This window comes from Streptomyces sp. SS7, assembly GCF_037993025.1.
Taxonomy (GTDB): domain Bacteria; phylum Actinomycetota; class Actinomycetes; order Streptomycetales; family Streptomycetaceae; genus Streptomyces.
Genome location: NZ_CP141223.1, coordinates 9,403,793 through 9,425,231, shown reverse-complemented (window position 1 = coordinate 9,425,231; position 21,439 = coordinate 9,403,793). Strand labels below are relative to the sequence as shown.

Annotated in this window: 24 protein-coding genes; 6 read left to right on the top strand and 18 right to left on the bottom strand. The window is 73.1% G+C overall.

The annotated features are described in order from the left end of the window. Window positions 1-19 precede the first annotated feature (19 nt). Window positions 20-502: a VOC family protein gene (locus U5640_RS42450; RefSeq protein WP_340384543.1), complete on the bottom strand. Its 483-nt coding sequence runs from the start codon at window positions 500-502 to the stop codon at window positions 20-22. A gap of 435 nt (window positions 503-937) precedes the next feature. On the opposite strand from U5640_RS42450, the gene U5640_RS42445 reads away from it, so the two are divergent. Both U5640_RS42445 and U5640_RS42440 read left to right on the top strand, forming a co-directional pair. After that, window positions 938-1,576 (top strand): ATP-dependent Clp protease proteolytic subunit, encoded by a 639-nt coding sequence (locus tag U5640_RS42445; protein ID WP_340384542.1) that lies wholly within the window; start codon window positions 938-940, stop codon window positions 1,574-1,576. Window position 1,577: 1 nt separating this feature from the next. After that, complete coding sequence (locus U5640_RS42440; RefSeq protein ID WP_340384541.1) at window positions 1,578-2,180, top strand: ATP-dependent Clp protease proteolytic subunit; 603 nt, start codon at window positions 1,578-1,580, stop codon at window positions 2,178-2,180. Window positions 2,181-2,187: 7 nt separating this feature from the next. Here the strand turns inward: U5640_RS42440 and U5640_RS42435 are convergent, their stop codons facing one another. Further along, complete coding sequence (locus tag U5640_RS42435) at window positions 2,188-2,571, bottom strand: helix-turn-helix transcriptional regulator (RefSeq protein WP_340384540.1); 384 nt, start codon at window positions 2,569-2,571, stop codon at window positions 2,188-2,190. Window positions 2,572-2,813: 242 nt separating this feature from the next. Between U5640_RS42435 and U5640_RS42430 the strand changes: the two genes are divergently transcribed. Next, window positions 2,814-3,701 carry an RNA polymerase sigma factor SigF gene (locus U5640_RS42430; protein WP_340384539.1) on the top strand — a complete coding sequence of 296 codons (888 nt, stop codon included), beginning with the start codon at window positions 2,814-2,816 and terminating at the stop codon, window positions 3,699-3,701. A gap of 25 nt (window positions 3,702-3,726) precedes the next feature. Here the strand turns inward: U5640_RS42430 and U5640_RS42425 are convergent, their stop codons facing one another. Both U5640_RS42425 and U5640_RS42420 read right to left on the bottom strand, forming a co-directional pair. Continuing rightward, the gene (locus U5640_RS42425) at window positions 3,727-4,179 is read right to left on the bottom strand and encodes an ATP-binding protein (protein ID WP_340384538.1); all 453 of its coding nucleotides are present in this window, start codon (window positions 4,177-4,179) and stop codon (window positions 3,727-3,729) included. A gap of 99 nt (window positions 4,180-4,278) precedes the next feature. After that, window positions 4,279-5,685 (bottom strand): DUF6777 domain-containing protein, encoded by a 1,407-nt coding sequence (locus U5640_RS42420; RefSeq protein WP_340384537.1) that lies wholly within the window; start codon window positions 5,683-5,685, stop codon window positions 4,279-4,281. A gap of 224 nt (window positions 5,686-5,909) precedes the next feature. Between U5640_RS42420 and U5640_RS42415 the strand changes: the two genes are divergently transcribed. Then, complete coding sequence (locus U5640_RS42415; RefSeq protein WP_340385663.1) at window positions 5,910-7,160, top strand: streptophobe family protein; 1,251 nt, start codon at window positions 5,910-5,912, stop codon at window positions 7,158-7,160. Here U5640_RS42415 and U5640_RS42410 read toward each other — a convergent pair. The 5 genes from U5640_RS42410 to mgrA all read right to left on the bottom strand — a co-directional run bounded on the left by U5640_RS42410 (window position 7,151) and on the right by mgrA (window position 12,726). Beyond that, the gene (locus U5640_RS42410; RefSeq protein ID WP_340384536.1) at window positions 7,151-8,125 is read right to left on the bottom strand and encodes a serine/threonine-protein kinase; all 975 of its coding nucleotides are present in this window, start codon (window positions 8,123-8,125) and stop codon (window positions 7,151-7,153) included. The genes U5640_RS42415 and U5640_RS42410 overlap by 10 nt on opposite strands. Further along, entirely contained in the window at window positions 8,125-8,637 is a 513-nt protein-coding gene (locus tag U5640_RS42405; RefSeq protein ID WP_340384535.1) for a hypothetical protein, read from the bottom strand. The genes U5640_RS42410 and U5640_RS42405 overlap by 1 nt, the downstream gene beginning before the upstream one ends. Window positions 8,638-8,645: 8 nt before the next feature. Beyond that, window positions 8,646-10,985, bottom strand: coding sequence for an FHA domain-containing protein (locus U5640_RS42400; RefSeq protein ID WP_340384534.1), 2,340 nt, complete (start codon window positions 10,983-10,985; stop codon window positions 8,646-8,648). Between the two features lie 61 nt (window positions 10,986-11,046). Continuing rightward, entirely contained in the window at window positions 11,047-11,457 is a 411-nt protein-coding gene (locus U5640_RS42395) for a hypothetical protein (RefSeq protein WP_340384533.1), read from the bottom strand. A gap of 276 nt (window positions 11,458-11,733) precedes the next feature. Further along, entirely contained in the window at window positions 11,734-12,726 is a 993-nt protein-coding gene (mgrA, locus tag U5640_RS42390; RefSeq protein WP_340384532.1) for an L-glyceraldehyde 3-phosphate reductase, read from the bottom strand. Between the two features lie 111 nt (window positions 12,727-12,837). On the opposite strand from mgrA, the gene U5640_RS42385 reads away from it, so the two are divergent. Further along, window positions 12,838-13,722: a LysR substrate-binding domain-containing protein gene (locus tag U5640_RS42385; RefSeq protein WP_340384531.1), complete on the top strand. Its 885-nt coding sequence runs from the start codon at window positions 12,838-12,840 to the stop codon at window positions 13,720-13,722. A 5-nt stretch (window positions 13,723-13,727) separates the two neighbouring features. Here the strand turns inward: U5640_RS42385 and U5640_RS42380 are convergent, their stop codons facing one another. Next, entirely contained in the window at window positions 13,728-14,012 is a 285-nt protein-coding gene (locus U5640_RS42380) for a hypothetical protein (protein WP_340384530.1), read from the bottom strand. Between the two features lie 216 nt (window positions 14,013-14,228). On the opposite strand from U5640_RS42380, the gene U5640_RS42375 reads away from it, so the two are divergent. Continuing rightward, window positions 14,229-14,750, top strand: coding sequence for a DUF664 domain-containing protein (locus tag U5640_RS42375; protein ID WP_340384529.1), 522 nt, complete (start codon window positions 14,229-14,231; stop codon window positions 14,748-14,750). Here U5640_RS42375 and U5640_RS42370 read toward each other — a convergent pair. From U5640_RS42370 to U5640_RS42335, 8 genes are all read right to left on the bottom strand, one after another. Beyond that, window positions 14,732-15,802: an adenosine deaminase gene (locus U5640_RS42370; protein ID WP_340384528.1), complete on the bottom strand. Its 1,071-nt coding sequence runs from the start codon at window positions 15,800-15,802 to the stop codon at window positions 14,732-14,734. The genes U5640_RS42375 and U5640_RS42370 overlap by 19 nt on opposite strands. A gap of 52 nt (window positions 15,803-15,854) precedes the next feature. Beyond that, window positions 15,855-16,247 carry a VOC family protein gene (locus U5640_RS42365; protein WP_340384527.1) on the bottom strand — a complete coding sequence of 131 codons (393 nt, stop codon included), beginning with the start codon at window positions 16,245-16,247 and terminating at the stop codon, window positions 15,855-15,857. Between the two features lie 249 nt (window positions 16,248-16,496). Further along, entirely contained in the window at window positions 16,497-17,363 is an 867-nt protein-coding gene (locus U5640_RS42360; RefSeq protein ID WP_340384526.1) for a hypothetical protein, read from the bottom strand. Beyond that, a complete protein-coding gene (locus U5640_RS42355) occupies window positions 17,360-17,926 on the bottom strand; it encodes a sigma-70 family RNA polymerase sigma factor (protein ID WP_340384525.1) in 567 nt (188 codons plus the stop codon). The genes U5640_RS42360 and U5640_RS42355 overlap by 4 nt, the downstream gene beginning before the upstream one ends. Next, window positions 17,923-18,087, bottom strand: a complete 165-nt coding sequence (locus tag U5640_RS42350; RefSeq protein WP_340384524.1) for a hypothetical protein — start codon at window positions 18,085-18,087, stop codon at window positions 17,923-17,925. The genes U5640_RS42355 and U5640_RS42350 overlap by 4 nt, the downstream gene beginning before the upstream one ends. Before the next feature lie 247 nt (window positions 18,088-18,334). Then, complete coding sequence (locus U5640_RS42345; protein ID WP_340384523.1) at window positions 18,335-19,690, bottom strand: aldehyde dehydrogenase family protein; 1,356 nt, start codon at window positions 19,688-19,690, stop codon at window positions 18,335-18,337. Between the two features lie 113 nt (window positions 19,691-19,803). Further along, on the bottom strand, window positions 19,804-21,000 hold the full coding sequence (locus tag U5640_RS42340) for a sigma-70 family RNA polymerase sigma factor (RefSeq protein ID WP_340384522.1): 1,197 nt from the start codon (window positions 20,998-21,000) through the stop codon (window positions 19,804-19,806). A gap of 9 nt (window positions 21,001-21,009) precedes the next feature. Then, window positions 21,010-21,360, bottom strand: a complete 351-nt coding sequence (locus tag U5640_RS42335; protein WP_340384521.1) for a YciI family protein — start codon at window positions 21,358-21,360, stop codon at window positions 21,010-21,012. Window positions 21,361-21,439: the final 79 nt, after the last annotated feature.

Genomic DNA, 21,439 nt, shown 5'->3' with positions numbered 1-21,439 from the left:
CACCGCACGGCCGCCGCCGTCACGCGCCGGTGTAGGCCCTGCGCAGTTCCGCGATGTCGAGCTTGCCCATGGAGAGCATCGCCTTCGTGGCCCGGGCGGCCTTCTCCTGGTCGGGGTCCGTGATCATGGCGATGAGCTCGGTCGGGACGACCTGCCAGGACACTCCGTACTTGTCCTTCAGCCAGCCGCACGGCCCGGGCTCGCCACCGCCCTCGGTGAGCCTGGCCCAGTAGTGGTCGACCTCGTCCTGGTCGGCGCAGTCGATCTGGAAGGAGATCGCCTCGCTGAAGGTGAACTCGGGGCCGCCGTTGAGCGCGATGAACTTCTGGCCGTTGGCGGTGAATTCGACGGTGACCACGGTTCCGGCGGGACCGGGTCCGGCCTCCGTGTAGCGGGTCACCCGCCCGACAGCGGCGTTGTCGAAGATCGACACGTAGTGGTGGGCGGCTTCCTCGGCCTGGCCGTCGAACCAGAGGCACGTGGTGAATCCGTCGGTGGTCATGAGGTCCCTCCTGGGCGTGGAACGCGGTCACCAGTGTCGACCGCGGGACGTCCGGGAACTCATCGGTCCGGCCGGAAACAATCCGGATGGCGGAGGGCCCGGCTCGCCGTCGGGGACACGGCGGTGCGCACGGCGTAGTCGCCTCCCGGAGGACGACCTGTCCGCCGGGACAGTCGCTCGCGGCGTCCGGTGCGGCGCATCGCAAGGCGGAGCCTCGCCCGCGCACCGGATGTACTCGGGTGATGCGACGACGCGGCGAGCTGCCGTGCCGGGCGTCGCGAGCCGGTGAACCTTTCCGGTCACGGCACCAGCGGGCCCTCTGCCCAGGGCCGATCCGCCCAGGGCCGATCTGCCGCGGGCAGAGAACCCGGCCGCGGGTGCGCTCCGGGGCCGACAGTGAAGGCGACGGCATCCCCGCTACCCCGAGGAGAACCGATGCCCGCACCGACCACGCTCGTCCCACGGGCCGAGGACGGCGACACCCCGTCCACCCGGTTCGACGACCATCTCGCCGCCCAGCTCCTCGCCCAGCGGATCGTGCTGCTGGGCACCCAGGTCGACGAGGTGTCGGCGAACCGGGTCTGCGCCCAGTTGCTGATCCTCTCGGCGGAGGACCCGCACACCGACATCGCCCTGTTCATCAACAGCCCGGGCGGCTCGGTGCACGCCGGGCTGGCCGTCTACGACACCATGCGGCTGATCCCCAACGACGTCTCGACGCTCGCCCTGGGCTTCGCGGCCAGCATGGGCCAGTTCCTGCTGGGCGTGGGCGCGCCCGGCAAGCGGTACGCGCTGCCGAACGCCCGGGTGATGATGCACCAGCCGTCGGCCGGGATCGGCGGCACCACGGCCGACATCGAGATCCAGGCGGAGAACCACGAGTTCACCAAGCGGACCATCGAGCGGCTCACCGCCGAGCACACCGGACAGACACCGGAGGCGATCGCCCGGGACGGCGACCGCGACCGCTGGTTCACGGCCGAACAGGCCAGGGAGTACGGCATCGTGGACCGCGTGGTGGAGTCGTTCACCGAGGTCCGGCCCACCCCGGCTCGCCGACGGATGGGGCTGTGACATGGGCGGCTACACGATTCCGCACGTGGTCGAGCGCACCGCGCGGGGCGAGCGGTCCTCGGATGTGTTCAGCCGGCTGCTGTCGGAGCGGATCATCTTCCTCGGCACCGAGATCGACGACGGGGTGGCCAACGTCGTCATCGCGCAACTCCTCCATCTGGAGTCGGCGGCCCCCGAGCAGGAGATCGCGCTCTACCTCAACTCCCCCGGCGGCTCGTTCACCTCGCTGATGGCGATCTACGACACGATGACGTTCGTCCGGGCACCGGTCTCCACGTTCTGTGTCGGGCAGGCGGCCTCGACGGCGGCCGTCCTGCTGGCGGGCGGGGACCCGGGCCGGAGGTTCGTGCTGGAGCACGCCCGGGTGCTGCTCGGGCAGCCGGCCAGCGGCGGCCGTCAGGGCACGGTCTCGGATCTGGCGCTCCAGGCCAGGGAGATGGTCCGCATCCGCGCCCAGGTGGAGGAGGTGCTCGCCCGGCACACCGGTCACGACCCGGCCGTCCTGCGCGCGGACATGGACCGCGACAAGGTGTTCACCGCACGGGAGGCGGTGGCCTACGGACTGGCCGACGAGGTACTGGGCCGGCGCCTCGTCGGCGTCTGAGCCACCGTCAGGCGACCAGGCAGAGGCCGTCGTACGAGGAGTTCGCCGTACGGCCGGGACGGGCCGGCCGGGCGAGCCGGACCAGTTCGCCCTGGGCCCTGGCCAGCAGGTCGCCGAGGCTCAGGCCGAGGGCGTGGGCGGCGGCCGCGAGGACCTCGGAGGAGGCCTCCTTGCGGCCGCGCTCCACCTCGGACAGGTACGGCATCGAGATCCGCGCCGCGTCCGCGACGTCCTGCAACGTGCGTTCCTGGGACTGCCGTTCCCGGCGCAGGACGTCCCCGACGAGGTCGCGCCAGAGTGGCTCCCGGGGCGCGGGGCGCTCGGAGGCCGGGCGTCCGGCGGGCGGGCGCAGGGGGATCACACGGGCTCGGCGCGGCGCTTGATCGGTCACCGCTCCAGCCTAGGAGCCGGGGGCGCGCCGGGAAGGGATTCCGGTTCCGCCCTCGGTGGAATCGTGCGCCGGAGACTCCCGTCACGGACCGGTCACGGAGCACGGCGGAGGGAATCGTTCCTCTCGGTGCGCATGTCCCGGCGAAGTCGGGGTACCCGCCCCGTGAGCGCGTCGGGCGAGGGCCCGTCCGCTCACGGACGAGAACAGAACACGTCGAACCGTGACTTTCGTGGGGAGAGGTAATGCACACCGCCGTGATCGGGTCGCAGGGCAAGGTCGTCGAGGACACCGCCGGGACCAGCACGGGTGGAGCATCGTTGCCGGGAGTCGAGGACCCGCGGAGCGTCGCTCCGCGCGACGCACGGGAGCTGTCCCGCCACTTCTTCAAGCGGCTGACCGAACTCGAAGAGGGCACGCACGAATACCAGTACGCCCGCAACACGCTCATCGAGATGAACATGTCCCTGGTGCGGTTCGCGGCCGGCCGGTTCCGCGGTCGCGGGGACGACATGGAGGACATCGTCCAGACCGGGATGATCGGGCTGATCAAGGCCATCGACCGGTTCGAGATCTCCCGCGAGGTGGAGTTCACCTCGTTCGCCCTTCCGTACATCGTCGGGGAGATCAAGCGGTTCTTCCGGGACACCACCTGGGCGGTGCACGTGCCGCGGCGGCTCCAGGAGCTGCGGGTGGAACTGGCCAAGGCGCGCGACGAGCTGGCCGGCCGGCTCGACCGGGAGCCCACCGTGGCGGAGCTGGCCACCCTGATGAACCTGCCGGAGAACGAGGTGGTCGAGGCGCAGATCGCCGCCAACGGCTACAACTCCTCCTCCCTCGACGCGGCGCTCACCGGCGACGGCCCGGAGAACGGCGAGTCGGTCCTCGCGGACTTCATCGGCGTGGAGGAGGACGGGCTGCGGCTGGTCGAGGACTTCCAGTCGCTGGCCCCGCTCATGGCCGAACTCGGCGAACGCGACCGGCGGATCCTGCATCTGCGGTTCGTGGAGGAGGCCACCCAGGCCGAGATCGGCGAACAGCTCGGCTGCTCCCAGATGCATGTGTCCCGGCTGATCAAGCGGATCATCACGCGGCTGCGCGAGGGCATGCTGGGCGAGCTGGGCTGCGCCTGACCCCGTCGGCCGGGGTCACTCGCCGTCACGCGCCGAAGGTGAGCAGGGCACGGACCCGCTTGCCGACCGGTACGCGCTCGGCGGTGACCTCGGCCGCCAGCGCGTGCACGATCTCCAGCCCGTGCCGCCCCACGCGCTCGGGGTCCTTGGGAAAGCGCAGAGGCAGCGCGTCGCTGCTGTCGTAGACGCACACCGTGACGCTCTGGTCGGTGCCCTCCAGTTCCAGGATGTACGGGCCGTTGCTGTGCCGGTCGGCATTGGTGATGAGCTCGCTGACGACGAGCATGACCTCGCCGCTCGCGCGCTCACCGATGCGCGCGCACCACTCGTTGCGGAGCTGGTCGACGAAGTGCGCGGCGAAACTGCGGGCCTCGGCGATGCATCCGGGTTCACCGGTGTAGTGCGCCGCTCGCCTCAGCGGTTCCACGGGTACGTCGAAACCAGTCGGTATCACTGCCCCGTCCAGGTGCTCGATCATGCGTGTCTCTCTGGGAAGCCGGACTGGCCGGACGCTGCTGCACCTGTGCTCGTACCCCGTGCCGCGCCGCGCAGTCCCCGTCCGGCCGCATGGGCTGCCTCACAGCGTCGGGGAACTCGCCAAGGAGCCGGAGGACGTCAGCACCGAGGTGCTCGGCGCCTGCGGTTCCGGCGGCTTCTGCCCGGAGGAGGAGGGCGGGGTCGACGACTCCTCCACCAGGCCGTGCCTCGGCGGCGAGGAGGACGGCGACTCCGGGCTCGGCGACTTCGGGCTGGGCGACTTCGGGCTCGGCGACTTCGGGCTCGGGGACTGCGACGGGGACTTCGAGCCCGGCGACTGCGAGGAGGGCGACGGGGAGGACGGCGACGACGAGGTGGGCGGGCAGGAGGTCTTGCGGTCCGGGCCACAGGGCGACGCGGAGGTGGCGGGGCTCGTGCTGGAGCCGGTCGGGTTCGGCGGCGGCTTGATGATCACGAACACCAGGGGATGCTTCGGGGGGTGCGTGGTCCGGTCCTGCTTGCCCTTGATGTCGCCGCGGTGCCGCGCGAACCAGTGGTGGCCGTGGTCGGGGTCGTACAGGACGAACTCCTTGACCACCTTCTTGGCGGGGGTGACCACGACGACGTCGGAGGGCCGGTACGAGGGCCAGGTGTCGCCGGTGCGCTCCGGGGCGCTCTGCTGCGGGACGGGCTTGGTCAGCGGGTTGCCGCAGGCGCAGCGCACCCGGGGCACGCCGCGTCCGTCGACGAGGACGGCGGTGCCGGCCTGGAGGACGGACTGGTAGGTGGTGACGGCGCCGTCGCGGTAGCCGTGGTTGGTGACCCAGGTGTCCATGCGCAGCTGTACGGGGGTGAGCGAGCGCAGGTAGTCCGGGACCCCTGCGGGCTCGACCCCGGCCACCGAGGCGAACGCCGTGTTCCTGGCAGGGGCCGCCCGGAGGGCGCCGATCTGTTTCTCCACGTCGCAGCTGGCGCTGTCGCGGGTGCCGCCGTACACCCCGGCGGCCCCGCCGTCCACGCCCTTGAGGGCGTTGCCGGCGGGCTCGGTCGTGCCCGGTGCGGGGGCGGCGGAGGCCGTCGTGGTGGAGCTGTCGGTGGCCGTGGACTCGGTGAACGGGTCCGGCCCGGTGTTGGCGGCGGCGAGCGTGAAGATCTTGGCGCCCGCACCGCCGGAGCCGCCGCTGCCGGGCAGCGTGAGCAGGACGGCGAGGGCGACGGCGGCCACGAGCGCGGTGCCGAGCAGGGCGAGCCGGGGAGCGGACCGCCACCAGGGCTGTCCGGAGTCGGGCCCGGGCGGGCCGTCCGGGACGCCGCCGCCCGCCGATCCGCCGGAGGAACCACCGGACGAACCACCGGAGGAGCCGCCGGAGGAGCCGCTGGAGGACACCGCGTCCACCGGTTCGGTGGGCGGTCCGGAGGAGGGCGGCGGCGGTGGGTGCGAGGGGCCCGAGAGGGGACCGGAGGGCGGTCCCGTGGGGCGGTCGGAGGACGGAGGTTCGACGCTCACATGGTCTCCCGATGTGGTGTACGTCCTGCGATGCCCGGCTTTAGTCAAACATGCACCGCTTTCTGTCACAACGGACTTATTGTGTGCTCCGCCGGGGCGCCGCCCGCAAGCCGGACGCGGACGGCCCCGCTCGACGGGCGGGCTCTCCGGGCCCTGCTTAGCGTGGCAGCGTGAGCCCACGCACCCCCACCGACCAGGCCGTCGGCCGGCCCGGCGCCGGCCGGGTGACCGGCCGCCACGGATGGCCCACGGCGCTCGGTGTGGCGCTGACGGGACTCGCCTCGATGATGGTGGTCGCGGCGCTCGGGCTGTGGGCGGCGGGGGCCACGGATCTGCCGCAGGACGCGTTCCCCCGGGTGGTCGCGGCGACCGTGGTCACGGCCGTCGGAGGCACCGTGGAGCTGTCCGGGGACGCCGGAGGGCTGGCCGGCACCCGGGCCGGGCTGACGGTGGTTCCGCTGTCCGTGACCCTGGTGGGCGCCCTGGTCACCGCCGCGGGGTTCCTGCGGCCGTTGCGGCACCGGGCGGTCGCCGGGGGCCGGGAACTGGCCGGCTGGGCGGCCCGGATCGCCGTGCTGTGGCTGCTCGGGCTGCTCGCTCTGGCGCTCGCCGCCCGCCAGACCTTCGCGCTGGACCTGGGCAGCGACACGCTGAACGACCTGGGCGATCTGTTCGGCGTCCACCCGGAGGTGGGCTTCACCACCCGTGTGCCGCTCACGCTGCTGGTCGGGCTGGTGTGGCTGGCCGGGGTGCTGCTGCTGGCGCTGCTGGTCGCGCGCGGGGCGCCGTTGCCGGCCCGGCTGCTCCGGTTCCAGGAGTCGGTGCGGCCGGCGGCGTACGCCATGGTCGCGCTGCTGCTCGCGTGTGTCGTCATCGGTCTGGTGGTGGCCCTGGTGGTGGCGGCGACGCGCGGGCACGCGCGGGAGACCCTGGCGGTGGTCCTGCTGGGGCTGCCCAACCTGGTGTGGATGGCGTTCACCCTGGGGCTGGGAGCCACCTGGAACGGCCGGGTGGAGGGACCGTTCGGGCTGCCCATGCCCCAGGTGCTGGACGAGGTGCTGCGCGGCAGACAGACCGCCGCGCTGAACCTGCGCAGCATGGCCGAGTACGACGGCCGGGTGTGGTGGCTGGTCGTGGTGGACGCGGTGCTGCTGCTGGGGGCCGCGTTCGTGATGGCGGCCCGCTCGCCGGCCCGGACGCGTGCCTGGCAGCACGCCGTGCACATGGCGGTCGCGCTGGTGCTCACCGTGCTGGCGATCTGTCTGGTGGGCCGGGTGTCGGCGCACTACGGGCTGACCGTGCTCGGCATCAACGATCTCGCCGGGCTCTCCGGGGACCTGTTCCTGCACCCGCAGGTGTGGCCCGCGCTCGGGCTCGCCGTGCTGTGGGGGCTGGTCACCGGGTTCCTGGGCGCGCTGTCGGCGCGACCGGTGCACCGGCGCGGCGCGACGGGCCCGCCCCCGGGTCAGGGCTGACCGGCGCGCAGGACGGGACGGGCCCAGGCGGGGGGTGAGGGGGGTACGGCGGGCAGGCCGGACCGTTCGGTCGGCGGGTGCCCGGCGGCGCGATCATCCCGCCCCGCCACCCGCAGGGCCGCGACGAAGGCCCGGCAGGTGTCGTGCCGGGCCTCGGGCGCCTTGGCCAGGGCCTTCGCGAACACGGCGTCGGCCTGCGGGGACAGATCGGGCCGGGACGCGGTGAGCGGGGGCGGGTCGTCCTCCTGGTGGGCCCAGAGCAGGGCCATGTCCTCCTCGCGGACGAAGGGCGGATGTCCGGCGAGGGTCTCGTAGACCACGCAGGCGAAGCTGTAGACGTCGCAGCGGCCGTCGACCGGGCGGCCGGAGATCTGTTCGGGGGCGACGTAGTCGAGGGTGCCGACGAACTGGCCGACGGTCGTGAAGCCGGTCAGTGACAGCGACTTCTTCGTCAGCCCGAAGTCGGTGAGGTAGACGTGCTCGGGGTGGTCGCTGTCGGTGCCCCGGGCGACCAGGATGTTCCCGGGCTTGACGTCCCGGTGGACCAGGCCGTGGTCGTGGGCCGCGTCGAGGGCGGAGGCGACCTGAGCGGCGATGCGTACGGCCGTGGCGAGGGGCAGCGGGCCCTGGCGGTCGAGGAGGTGGCGAAGGTCGCTGCCCTCGACGTAGCGCATGGCGATGTACAGCACGCCCTCGGTCTCCCCGGCCTCGAAGACCGGCACGATGTGCGGATGGTCGATCGCGGCGGCGACCAGGGACTCATGGGTGAACCGCTTGCGGAAGGTGTCGTTGCGGGCCAGTTCCGGGGCGAGCAGCTTGAGGGCGACGGTGCGTTCCAGGCGCAGGTCGCGGGCACGGTAGACGACGGCCATGCCGCCCCGGCCGATCTCGTCCTCGACGCGGTAGCCCGCGATCTGCCGGCCGACGAGGTCGGAGGGGCGCCCGGAGAACGCGCTGGTCCCCATCAGGGACCTCCGGGGGCGGGGGCCGCGTCGGGCGGGTGGTCGGTGGCGTAGGTGCTGAGCCGGGTGCCGTCGCCGTAGGCCCAGCGCCCCTCGACGGCGTCGTACAGCCACACGGACTCGCCGTCGACGACCACCCCGATCCGCAGGTCCCGGGTCCGTCGCCGGAAGGACTCGCCGTCCAGGGCGCCGCCGGCCAGTTCCTCGACGGCGGCCCGGTAGCGCGCGAGGGCCTCCTCGGCCCGGGCGAGCAGGGGCCGCGGATCGGCGACGGAGGTGGGCGGGGCGTCGGCGACGGGCGGGTCCTGCGGTACGGGGACGAGGTGGCGGCCGTCGACCCAGGCCTGCCAGCCGTTGGCGCACAGCACGTGCCCCCAGTCGCCGCGCCGCTCCAGGAGCCGGACGGGCAGCAGCGGGTCGAGCGGCACGGTGGGCCGGGCGGGGTCGGGGGCCTCCCAGGCGGGCAGGCCCGGCGGGGGGACGACGTGTGTGGGCCCGAAGGCGGTGGTCGTCATGGGCCGCCCTACTTCCGCATCACGGCGGGTTCGTGGCGGCGCAGCAGCCGGGAGACGACGAACCCGAAGACGGCGGAGAGCACGACGAGCATGCCGACGTCGAGCAGCCACACCGCCGCCCGGTGCTCGAACAGCGGGTCCGCGGTGATGTCGCCGGGCACGATCCGGGACAGGCCGATCGTGCCGGCCATCGCGCCGAGCGCCCAGCGCGAGGGCACGAGCCAGGACAGCTGTGCCAGCCCCGGCACCCCGTCGAGTTTCAGCAGGGCTCCGCAGAAGACCACTTGGACGATGGCGAGCAGCACGAGCAGCGGCATGGTCACCTCCTCCTTGCGTACCAGCGCGGAGACGAGCAGGCCGAGCATCATCGCGGTGAACGCCAACAGGGCGACGGCGACGGTGATCTCGACCAGGGGTGGCAGCAACACGCCGTCGCCGCCGGGCGCGTCGAGGTCGACGCCGAGCAGGGCCACGAGGGTGAGGACGACCGCCTGGACCACGGTGACCGTGCCGAGGACGACGACCTTGGACATCAGGTACGCCGATCTGGACAGGCCGACGGCCCGTTCCCGCCGGTAGATGACGCGTTCCTTGACGAGCTCGCGCACGGCGTTGGCCGCGCCGGTGAGGACCCCGCCGACGCACAGGATCAGCAGGGCGTTCATGGCGGTGTCCCGGGTGAGTTCACCGCCGGCGAGGGCGCGGGCCATGGCGCCCATCACGAACGGCAGGGCGATCATGATGGCCAGGAAGGTGCGGTCGGCGCCCAGCGCCGCGGTGTAGCGGCGGACCAGGGTGCCGAGCTGGGCGGCACGGCTGCGGGGCCGGGGCGGTGGCAGCAGGATGACGGGGCCCTCGCGGGGCAGCCTGGGCTGGGCGCTGGAGTTGACGACGTAGCGTTGGTGGAACGCCGAGTCGCGGTACTGTCCGGCCCAGTCGCGGTCCTGGTCGCGTTCGAAGGCTTCGAAGGCCTCGGGCCACTGGGTGAAACCGAAGAAGTCCAGGGCCTCGCCGGGCGGCCCGTAGTAGGCGATCCGGCCGCCGGGGGCGAGGACCAGGAGCCGGTCGCAGACGTCGAGGCTCAGGACGCTGTGGGTGACGACGATGACGGTGCGGCCGTCGTCGGCGAGGCCGCGCAGCATGTGCATCACCGAGCGGTCCATGCCGGGGTCGAGGCCGGAGGTCGGTTCGTCGAGGAAGAGCAGCGAGGGTTTGGTGAGCAGTTCCAGCGCGACGCTGACGCGTTTGCGCTGGCCGCCGGAGAGGCTGTGCACCGGTTGTCCGGCCCGCTGTTCGAGGCCGAGTTCGCGGATGACCTCGGCGACGCGCTCGCGGCGCTCGGCTTTGGCGGTGTCCTGCGGGAAGCGCAGTTCGGCGGCGTAGGTGAGGGCGGAGCGGACGGTGAGCTGGGCGTGCAGGATGTCGTCCTGGGGGACGAGGCCGATGCGCTGGCGGAGTTCGGCGTAGTCGTGGTAGAGGTCGCGGCCGTCGTAGACGACGGTGCCGTGGTCGGCGGGGCGCTGGCCGGTGAGGGCGTTGAGCAGGGTGGACTTCCCGGCGCCGCTGGGGCCGACGACGGCGAGCAGGCACTTCTCCCCGACCGGGAACGACACGTGGTCGAGGAGGGTCTTGCGGCCGCGGTCGACGGCGACGGTGAGGTCCTGGACGTCGAGGGAGACCTCGCCGGTGTCGACGTACTCCTGGAGTTCGTCGCCGACCAGGCAGAACGCCGAGTGGCCGATGCCGACGATGTCCCCGGCGCCGATCGGGGCGCGGGTGACGGGGAAACCGTTGAGGTAGGTGCCGTTGTGGCTGTCGAGGTCGGCGATCTCGTAGCCGCCCTCGGGCAGGGCGCGCAGTTCGGCGTGGCGGCGGGAGACGACCAGGTCGTCGATGACGAGGTCGTTGTCGGCCGCGCGGCCGATGCGGACGGTCCGGGTGGGCAGCGGCCGGACGGAGGTGGGCCGGCGGAAGGTGCCCGTCTGGGAGGGCATGGACACCGCCGAGGGGCGTTCCGGGACCGGTGGCGGGCGGCCGGCGAGGACGGCGCAGGGGCCGTCGGCCGGGCTGCCGAAGCGGATGACGCTGCCCGGGCCCACGTCGCGCACCCGGACCCGGCGGCCCTCGATCCAGGTGCCGTTGGTGCTGTCCTCGTCGGTGAGGGTCCAGTGGTCGCCGTCGGGCCGCAGCACGGCGTGGTGCCAGGAGACCCGGGCGTCGTCGATCACGATGTCGCTGAGCGGGTCCCGGCCGAGGTAGTAGGCACGTCCGGGGATCATCACCGTGGAGCCCGTCTCGGTCTCCAGCACGAGTTCGGGCGCAGTCGGGGCGACGGGGCGCTCCACCATGCCGGAATTCTATCGATTCGCACCTGGGGACGCCCAGTGGTGTGCACCCTCGGCTTGGAGTTCAGCCGACGGGCAGGACGAGCGCGGGGAGCGTCCGCTGCATCCGCAGCGCGTCCACGGACTCGGCGAGGAGTTCGTACTCGGTGGTGTCGTCGCTGACGGCGACCCGCACCAGCCGTCCCCCGGCCAACTCGTCGGCCACCAGCTCCTGCTGGTCGATGTCCGCACACCAGGAGCGCAGCAGGGCCGGCACGTCGGGGACGCCGTCGCCGACGGGGACGAGGGCGCCCGGCGGGACGTTCGGGCCGTCGGGTTGCGGATCGAGGCGTTCGGCCATCCATAACGCGCGGTCCCGTAACCACCACAGCGCGAGCGCCAGCGTCGGCGCGCGGTACGTCCCGAGCGGTACGCCGATGCGGCGGCCGTCGCAGTATCCGTACGCCGTGACATGGCACAGGAATTCGTCGTGCATGTCTCCACTCCCCCGAGTGCTCGTGTGCCGGCCCTGCCTCGCTTTCCGTGCGGCTCCTGCGGGGCGGAGCGCCCCTGACGTTCGAGTATGTTCACTTCTAAAACACTGTCACCATGACTTTCCGGCCAGTCTCTTGGCATATTCATCGCCACTCATGGCCGAAATCGGGCAGCGGACCCGGCCCCTCCGCCCACCTGCGGACCGTTTCGCCTGGTAACCGTCCGATGACACGGCGAATGCGCCTGCGGTGGCCGGATAGCGCCGTGGCCGAACGGCTCAGCCGTTGATCACCGCGTCGATGCGGGCCAGCTCGTCGTCCTCGAAGTCCAGGTGGGCCAGCGCGCCGACGCTGTCCTCGATCTGGCGGGCGCTGCTCGCACCGACCAGCGCGGAGGTGACCCGGCCGCCGCGCAGCACCCAGGCCAGGGCGAGCTGGGCCAGGGACTGGCCGCGGGACTTGGCGATGTCGTCCAGGGCGCGCAGCCTGCCGACCAGGTCCTCGGTGAGCGCGTCGGAGTTCAGGAACGGGCTGTCGCTCGCCGCGCGCGAGTCCTCGGGGATGCCGTCGAGGTAGCGGGAGGTGAGCAGGCCCTGCTCCAGCGGGGAGAAGACGATCGAGCCGACCTGGAGTTCGTCGAGGGCGTCGAGCAGGCCCTCGGTCTCCGGGCGGCGGTCGAGCATCGAGTAGCGGGGCTGGTGGATGAGGAGCGGGGTGCCCAGCTCGCCGAGGATACGGGCGGCCTCGCGGGTCTGGTCCGCGGAGTAGTTGGAGACGCCGACGTAGAGCGCCTTGCCCTGCTGGACGGCGGAGTGCAGGGCGCCCATCGTCTCCTCCAGGGGAGTCTCCGGGTCGGGGCGGTGGGAGTAGAACACGTCGACGTAGTCGAGGCCCATCCGCTTCAGGCTCTGGTCCAGCGACGACAGCAGGTACTTGCGCGAGCCCCACTCGCCGTACGGGCCGGGCCACATCAGGTAGCCGGCCTTGGTGGAGATCACCAGCTCGTCCCGGTAGGACGCGAAGTCCGTCTTCAGGAAGTGACCGAGCGCGGACTCGGCGGCGCCGGGCGGCGGGCCGTAGTTGTTGGCCAGGTCGAAGTGGGTGATGCCGAGGTCGAACGCGCGGCGCAGGATGGCCCGCTGGGTCTCGGCCGGGCGGTCCGGGCCGAAGTTGTGCCACAGTCCGAGCGACAGCGCGGGGAGCATCAGGCCGCTGCGTCCGGTGCGCCGGTAGGGCATGTCCGCGTAGCGGTCGGGGTGTGCGGTGTACAACGGGACTCCATCCGGGGTTGGCCCACGATCTTCCGCGTCCACTGTTGCCGAGCACTGTGCAGCGGTCCAACAGAAGAATCCGATGGAATTGTGCGGCTACGCTTCTCAATCATGGAACTGCGCCATCTCCGGCACTTCGTCGCGGTCGCCGAGGACCAGCACTTCACCCGGGCCGCCGAACGGCTGCTGGTGTCCCAGTCGGGTCTGTCGGCGTCGATCAGGGCGCTGGAGCGGGAGCTGCGGGCGCCGCTGTTCGTGCGGACCACCCGGCGGGTGACGCTGACCGAGGCGGGGCGGGCGCTGCTGGCGGAGGCGGAGCGGATCCTGGCGCAGGTGCGGGCCGCGCACGAGGCGGTCGCCGCGGTGCAGGGCGTGGTCCGCGGGACGCTCTCCGTGGGCACCGAGCAGTGCATCGCGGGGGTGCACGTGGCCGGGCTGCTGGCCGCGTTCCGGCGGCGCCACCCGGACGTGGAGATCCGGCTGCGGCAATCCGGCTCGGGCGCCCTGGGCGAGGAGGTCGCGGCGGGCCGGCTCGACCTGGCCTTCGCCTACCGCACCCAGGCGGACTCCGACCAGCTGCGCTGCGTACCGCTGGCCACCGAGCCGATGTACGTGCTGTGCCACCCGGACCACCGGCTCACCCGGGCAGCGGCCGCCCCGGTGCCGGAGGACCTCGCGGGCGAGGTGTTCGTCGACTTCCACCCGGACTGGGGGCCGCGCCGGGCCACCGACGCCGCCTTCGCGGCGGCGGGCGTACGCCGAACGGTCGCGCTCGAGGTCAACGACGTGCACAGTCTGCTGGACCTGGTGGGCGAGAACCTCGGGGTGGCCGTCGTACCGCGGCACTTCCGGCACAAGCGCGAGGCGCTCACCGCGCTGCCCCTGAGGGACACCGGCGAGGCGGCCTACGAGACGGTCGCCCTGCTGCCGGCCCCCGACGCGACGAGCCCGGCGGCCCGGGCTCTGATGGCGCTGCTGGAGGCCGGGGAGGCCTGACCCCGTCAGGCGAAGGCGACCACTTCGCCGGCCATGACCTGCGGAGGGTTGGGCAGGAGGGCCGCGAGGTGCTCCCGGACGAAGTCCGCGGCCCGCGCGATCGACTCCTCGGCGCCCGCCCGGTCCTGGAAGACGCTGGTCGAGACCATCACCCCGTCCCCGGCGTCGAGCCAGTAATACGCGACGAAGCCGGAGACCTCGCGCATGAGCGGGACGAACCCCTCGTGCACGAGCCGTCCCGCCTCCGCCGAATCGGTCACCCCTTCGTACCGTCGTACCGCTGCGTACATCGCCGGGCTCCTCACCTGAGGTCGGGTCCGGCTGCCGCCGGACGTCCTGGGTGCCGTACCCCGGCCGCGCGGGCCGGGCTCGCGCGGCGTGCGGCAATCACCTCAAGGGCCGCCCGGGGTGATCCGAACGGCCGCCCCGGCCGCCACCGGCCGGGGGGCTCTGCCGGAGCGGGCAAAGAAGCGGCGGGCGGGCGCGGGCTGCGCGATGGTGGAGTCATGCATGCGAAGGACATCCTCATCGACGGGTTCAACCGCATCCGGGAAGAAGTCCACGCCGCCGTCGAGGGCCTGGACCCCGACGCCCTCAACGCCCGGCCCACCCCCGCGGCCAACTCGGTCGCCTGGCTCGTCTGGCACCTCACCCGCGTCCAGGACGACCACCTGGCCGACGCCTTCGACCTGGAGCAGGTGTGGTGGGGCCACGCCGACAACTGGGAGAAACGGTTCGGGCTGGACCTGCCGCGCCACGACACCGGGTACGGGCACGGTCCGGCGGAGGTGGCGAAGGTACGGGTCGCCGACGCCGCGCTGCTGACCGGCTACCACGACGCCGTGCACGAGCAGACCCACCGGGCGCTGCGCGCGCTGACGGCGGCGGATCTCGAGCGGGTCGTGGACGTGCGCTGGGATCCGCCGGTCACGCTGGGCGTACGGCTGGTCAGCGTCCTGTCCGACGACCTTCAGCACGTCGGACAGGCCGCGTACGCGCGCGGGCTGCTTCAGAGCGCGGCGGCGTAGCCCGGCAGCACGACGTCCTCGATGAGGGCGTTGCGCTCGTCGAACGGGATGAACGCGCTCTTCAGGGCGTTCACCGTGACCGTGCGCAGGTCCTCGACGCCCCAGCCGGCCTGCTCGACGAGCAGCGCCATCTCGCGCGTCATCGTGGTGCCGGACACCAGACGGTTGTCGGTGTTGACGGTGACCCGGAAGCCGAGGTCCTTCAGCGCGGTGATCGGGTGCTCGGCGATGGAGGTGGCGGCGCCGGTCTGGAGATTGGACGTGGGGCACATCTCCAGCGCGATGCGCCGGTCACGGACCCAGCCGGCCAGCCGGCCGAGCTTGCCGTCGACGATGTCCTCGGTGATGCGCACGCCGTGCCCGAGGCGCTGGGCGCCGCACACCTGGAGAGCCTGGTGGATGCTGGGCAGGCCGTGGGCCTCACCGGCGTGGATGGTGAAGGGCACGCTCTCGCGGCGCAGGTCCTCGAAGGCGTCGAGGTGGTCGGCGGCCGGGAAGCCGTCCTCGGCGCCGGCGATGTCGAAGCCGACGACGCCGGCGTCACGGTAGGCGACGGCCAGGTCCGCGGCCTCGCGGACGCGGTCGAACATCCGCATGCCGCAGAGCAGGGTGCCGACGCGGACCGGGGTACCGGCGGCGGCGGCCTTCGCCATGCCGGCCGCGAGGCCCTCCTGCACGGTCTCGACGACCTCGTTCAGGGTGAGGCCGCCCTTGACGTTCAGTTCGGGCGCGTAGCGCACCTCGGCGTAGACGACGCCGTCGGCGGCGAGGTCGAGGACGTACTCCTCGGCGACGCGCAGCAGGCCCTCGCGGGACTGCATCACGGCGAGGGTGTGCTCGAACGTGGCTATGTAGCGGACCAGGTCGCCGGAGTTGGCGGCCTCGAAGTACCAGGCGGCCAGTTCGTCGGGGTCGGTGGTGGGCAGGGTGTGGCCGATCGCGGCCGCGAGCTCGACGACCGTGGCGGGGCGCAGACCGCCGTCGAGGTGGTCGTGCAGGACGGCCTTGGGGAGGCGGCGGATCACATCGGCGTCTACGCGCGTAGCAGTCATGGCGGGTCTTTCCTCGGGCGGGGCGGTTCGGGAGACAGGAGGCGGAGGCGGATCAGCCGGCGGGCTGGAGCAGGTCCCAGCGGTTGCCGTACAGGTCCTGGAAGACGACGACGGAGCCGTACGGCTCGTGGCGGGGCTCCTCCAGGAAGGTGACGCCGGCCGCCCGCATCCGGGCGTGGTCGCGGGCGAAGTCGTCGGTGTGCAGGAAGAAGCCGACGCGACCGCCGGTCTGGTCGCCGATCCGGTCGCGCTGGGCGTCGCCCTTGGCCCGGGCGAGGAGCAGCCCGGTGCCGTCCTGGCCCTCACCCGGCCGGACGACGACCCAGCGGGCACCGTCGGGCCGGGGCTCGTCCTCGACGAGTCGGAAGCCGAGCGCGTCGGTGTAGAAGCGGATCGCCTCGTCGTAGTCGTCGACGACGAGGGCGACCAGGGCGATGCGGGACATCGGGGCCTTTCGGGAGGCGCGGCAGAGGCGATTGACGGGAGAGGTTATACGTAAAACCCCACAGACGCCAGTCACCGACGGACGCCGCCCGGAGGGGGCCGGGGGAGGCGACGCATCCGGCGCTCGGCCGCTGCGGGCCGGAGCCCGGCGCGGCCGACGGTGAGGTCAGCGAGGGGCCCGGGCGCCCGCGGCCGTCAGGGGAGAGCGCCGGCGCGCTCCCGTACGCCAACGTCTCCCCCTGATCGACCGTCAACAGGCCACGGTCTCCTCGCACTTGCGCAGTGCCTCCTGGACGTCCCGGCTCCAGTACCGGGACGTCCGGGGGGTGGCCGAGGAGACGGTGTGCACGGCCGGCTCCCGGCGTTCGGGGAGCGGGCGGGAGCGGGCGCACCGGCGCTCCCCGGCGGGCGGGGTGCCGGCGTGGGCGACGGCCTCCTCCACGATGTCGGCGAGATCACCGTCCGGGAGGGGCAGTTCCAGGTCCTCGTCGACGAAGCCGACCACGGCCGGGACGTACTCCACCAGGGCGCGCAGCGCCTTGGTCAGTCCCCGGCGGCCGCGGCGCAGCCCTCGGAGCACGTGCAGGGCCGTGGCGATCTCCACCTCGGTGGCCTCCCGGCTCAGGGTGGCGGGGGTGATCTCCGTGTGGCTGAGCCACCAGTCCGCCTCCTGGTCCTCACCGTGCGCGCGGTGGTGGAGGTAGAGGCAGTACGAGGAGATCGTGTCGCCCGCGCCGGCTCCGTACTGCCACCAGAAGCGGCCGCTGTCCTCGCAGCCCGCGAGATGGAGGAGGGCGCCCAGGACGCGCGCGCCGCGGGGTTCGGGCAGCGCGCTGCCGTGGAAGGCGCCGAGGCCGCTGAGGGCGCCGGGGCGGCTCAGCAGCGCCTCGCACAGGGCCCGCAGGTCCCGGGCCGAGGGATGGACCCTCGGCGGGCGGCGGGCGGCGGCCTGCTGGGGGCGGCCGCGCGCCCCGGTGCCGTCGGCGGCCGGGACCGCGACCCGGGCGGCGATCCGGGTCTCGGCGGCCTCGATGTCGCAGCGGCGGTAGGGGGCCGTGGGCACCAGCCGCGCCCCGGCCAGCAGCGTGTCGATGTCGCTCACGGTGTCGTAGGTCATGAACGCTCCGCCTCCTCCTCGGCGCACGATGTGTAGATCTCCCGCAGTCGGTGCCGGGCGTACCGCTCGAGGGAGCGGACCCCCGCCTCGGTGATGCCGAGTTCGTGCGCCACCTCGGCGGTCTCGTAGCCCTCGCAGTAGCGCAGCCGGATGACGTCCTGCTGGCGCTCGGGGAGGGCCGAGATCGCGTGGAACAGCCGCAGGTTCTGTTCGATGACCTCGAAGGCGTCCTCGGCACCCTGGAGGGTCACCGTCTCGAAGACGGCGGTGTCCATGAGGGTGGCGCGCCGGCCCCGGGCCCGGGCGTGGTCGACGACGCGGTTCTTCATGACCCGCCAGGCGTAGGCGGCGGGGTTCTCGGCGCGCAGTATCTGCGGCCACTCGCGGGCGAGTTGGACGAACGCCTCGTCGACGGCCTCCTCGGCGTCCGCGCGGCAGCGCAGACAGCGCTCGGCCTCGCGGACGTAGCGCGGCCGGTGCATCTGGTGGAAGGCGCTGAAGTCCAGCGGCAGTTTCTCCGGCGCCCGGGGGTTCTGGGCGGGGCGCAGCTCCTCCTGGGTCACCGATCGCCTCCCGGGAGCCGGTGGTCCATCTCCCGGACGCCCACCCGCACGAGGGCGGCGACGAACCGGCGCGCGAGCGTGACGGTTCCGGGTCCGAAGACCCGGAGGGCGAGCAGGGACAGCGCCACGTCCCGGGCGAGCTGTGCGAACTGGTCGTTCACGGACCGTTCGGTCCTTCCGCTGGGTGTGCGGGGCTCAGTGGCCCCGGAAGGCGACGGTTACACCTTCTGCCACCACGGCGTTCGGGACGGGCGTTTCGTGCATGCGGGAGGCCAAAGTCGCGCGGAATTGGCCGCTTCGGACTACGGACCGCGCCGTTCCGGGCTATCGCGGTGCCGTTGCTGTCCCGCCGATGCCCGCTTCTGTCGGGTTCGCCGCCGGCGCGCGGACCGGTCCGTGCGGCGGGGCTCAGCCGAGCGGCTTGTCCAGGACCGCCTTGCGGTGGCTGAAGGTCTCGATGGAGTAGCGGCCGTGGTAGTTGCCCATGCCGCTCTCCCCCACACCGCCGAACGGCAGGTCGGGGACGGTGAGATGGGCGAGGGGGAGGCCGAACCCGAGGCCTCCGGAGGAGGTTTCGGCGGCGATCCGGGTGCGGGTGGCGTCCGACTCGGAGAAGACGTACAGGGCGAGGGGCTTGTCGCGGTCGTTGATGAAGCCGATCGCCTCGTCGAGCCCGGCGACGGTCACGATCGGCAGGACCGGGCCGAAGATCTCCTCGGCCATGACGGGCGAGGCGGGGTCGACGTCGGCGAGGACGGTCGGCGCGATGTACTTGTCGGTGCGGTCGTGACGGCCGCCGGTCACGGTCCGCCCGGAGTCGAGCAGGGCGGTGAGCCGGTCGAAGTGGCGTTCGTCGACGATCCGGCCGTACTCGGGCGAGGTCTGCGGGTCGGTGCCGTAGAGGGTCTCGACGGCACGGGCGAGCAGCGGTTCGAGGGCGGCGGCGGTCTCGGGGTCGGTCAGGACGTAGTCGGGGGCGACGCAGGTCTGGCCGGCGTTGAGGAACTTGCCGCGGGCCAGCCGGTCGGCGACGACGGTGAGATCGGCGTCGCGGTCGACGAACGCCGGTGACTTGCCGCCGAGTTCGAGGGTGACGGGGGTGAGGTGCTCGGCGGCGGCGCGCAGCACGATCCGGCCGACGGTGCCGTTGCCGGTGTAGAAGACGTGGTCGAAGCGCTCGGCGAGCAGGGCCGTGGTCTCGGGGACCCCGCCCTCGACGACGGCGACCGCCTCGGTGTCGAGGTGGGCGGGCAGCAGCCGGGCCAGGGCGGTGGAGGTGGCGGGGGCCAGCTCGCTGGGCTTGACGACGACCGCGTTGCCGGCGGCGAGGGCGCCGACCAGCGGGGCGAGCAGCAGCTGGGCGGGGTAGTTCCAGGGCGCGATGACCAGGACGACGCCGAGCGGGTCGACCTGCGTCCAGGCGCGCGCGTCGGCGCCGAGGTGGGCCGGGACCGGGGCGGGCTCGGGGGCGAGCCAGGCGTCCAGGTGGGCGAGGGTGTGGTCGATCTCGCGGATCGTGAAGTCGATCTCGGTGCGGTAGGCCTCGGTGGCGCTCTTGCCCAGGTCGGCGTGGAGGGCGGCGGCGAGGTCGGCGCCGTTCTCGGTGAGCAGCGCGCGCAGCCGGCGCAGCTGGTCCGTGCGCCAGGCCACGGGCTTGGTACGGCCGGTGCGGAAGGCGGCGCGCAGCCGGGCGACGGCCTCGGCGGGCCGCTCGGGCGCGGCGAGGGGGCCGGTGGACTGCTCGGGGGTGGCGGCGGTGGTCACGGTGCCTCGCTGGGGTTGCGCGGGCCTTGCGGCCCTGGGGTTCGGACGTCGAGCGGTCAGCTCGGTGTATATGCCAACCATTCATGGACCAAAATACATTCCCCGGGCAACCACTACGTTCGGCGCAGGCTGTGCAGACGCTTCTCCAGGTAGGCCCGCTCGGCCGGGTTCTCGGCCAGGGCGAGGGCGGACGCGTAGGCCCGGGCCGCCTCGGCGTGGCGGTCGACGCGGCGCAGCAGGTCGGCCCGGACGGCGTGGAAGACGTGGTAGCCGTCGAGGCCGAGCGCGTCCACCAGGGCGAGGGCGGGCCCCGGGCCCTCGACCTCGGCGACCGCCACCGCCCGGTTCAGGGCCACCACCGGGCTCGGGGCGAGGGCCGTCAGCTGGTCGTAGAGCCGCAGGATCTGCCGCCAGTCGGTGGCCCCGGCGGTCGGCGCGTCGCTGTGGACGGCCTGGACAGCGGCCTGGATCTGGTACGGCCCCGGCCGGTCGCGGCGCAGACAGCGGCGCACGAGGTCCTGCCCCTCGGCGATCAGCGCCCGGTCCCAGCGGTCCCGGTCCTGTCCGGGAAGCGGGACGAGGGCGCCGTCGGTGTCCCGACGGGCGTCCCGGCGGGACTCGACGAGCAGCATCAGCGCGAGCAGCCCGGTGACCTCGGGCTCGTCCGGCATCAGCTCGCCGAGCAGCCGCCCGAGGCGCAGCGCCTCCGCGCAGAGGCCCGGATCACCCTCGTACCCCTGGTTGAAGATCAGGTAGACGACGGCGAGCACCCCGTTCAGCCGGTCCGGGAGGTCGGCGTCGCGGGGCACCCGGTACGGGATACGGGCGTCGCGGATCTTCGCCTTTGCTCGGACCAGGCGCTGGGCCATCGTGGGTTCGGGGACCAGGAACGCGCGGGCGATCTGTGCGGTGGTCAGACCGCCGAGGAGCCGCAGGGTGAGGGCGACCCGCGCCTGCGGGGCGAGCGCGGGGTGACAGCAGGTGAAGATCAGCCGGAGCCGGTCGTCGCGCACGGGGCCCTCCTCCGCGGGTGGGTCGGGGGCGTACAGCCGGGCCGCCTCGGCGTGCCGGGCGTCCCGGCCGGCCTCGCGGCGCAGCCGGTCGACGGCCCGGTTGCGGGCCGTGGTGATGATCCATCCCGCGGGGCTGGGCGGCCGGCCGGTCACCGGCCAGCTGCGCAGGGCCGTGGCGAAGGCCTCCTGGACCGCCTCCTCGGCGAGGTCGATGTCACCGAGGCGGCGGACCAGGACCGCGACGGCCCGGCCGTACTCCGCGCGGAACACGGCCTCGACGTCGACGGGGTCACCCATCGCCCGGCCTCAGTGCCGGTCCACGAACGGCCGCACCTCGATGGGGAGCGTGGTGGCCAGGGCGGCCTTGCGGCCCCACTCCAGTGCCTCGTCCAGGTCGGCGGCGCGGATCAGGCACAGACCGCCGAGGTACTCCTTGCCCTCGGCGTAGGGCCCGTCGGTGACGAGCACGTCACCGTCCTTCGGCCGGAGCACGGTGGCCGTCTCGGGTCCGTGCAGACCGCCGGCGAAGACCCAGGCCCCGGTCGCGCGCAGCTCGTCGTTGTAGGCCTCCACCCGTCGCATGATGCGGGCCATCTCCTCGGGCTCGGGCGGTGTCCCGCCGACCGGCTGGACCACGCTGAGCAGGTAGTGCTGCATGACGTCCTCCTTGGCGTCTGTGCCGTTCTCTCACCTCCTACACGAACGGCACTCCCCCGGATCGACACCTCGGACCCCG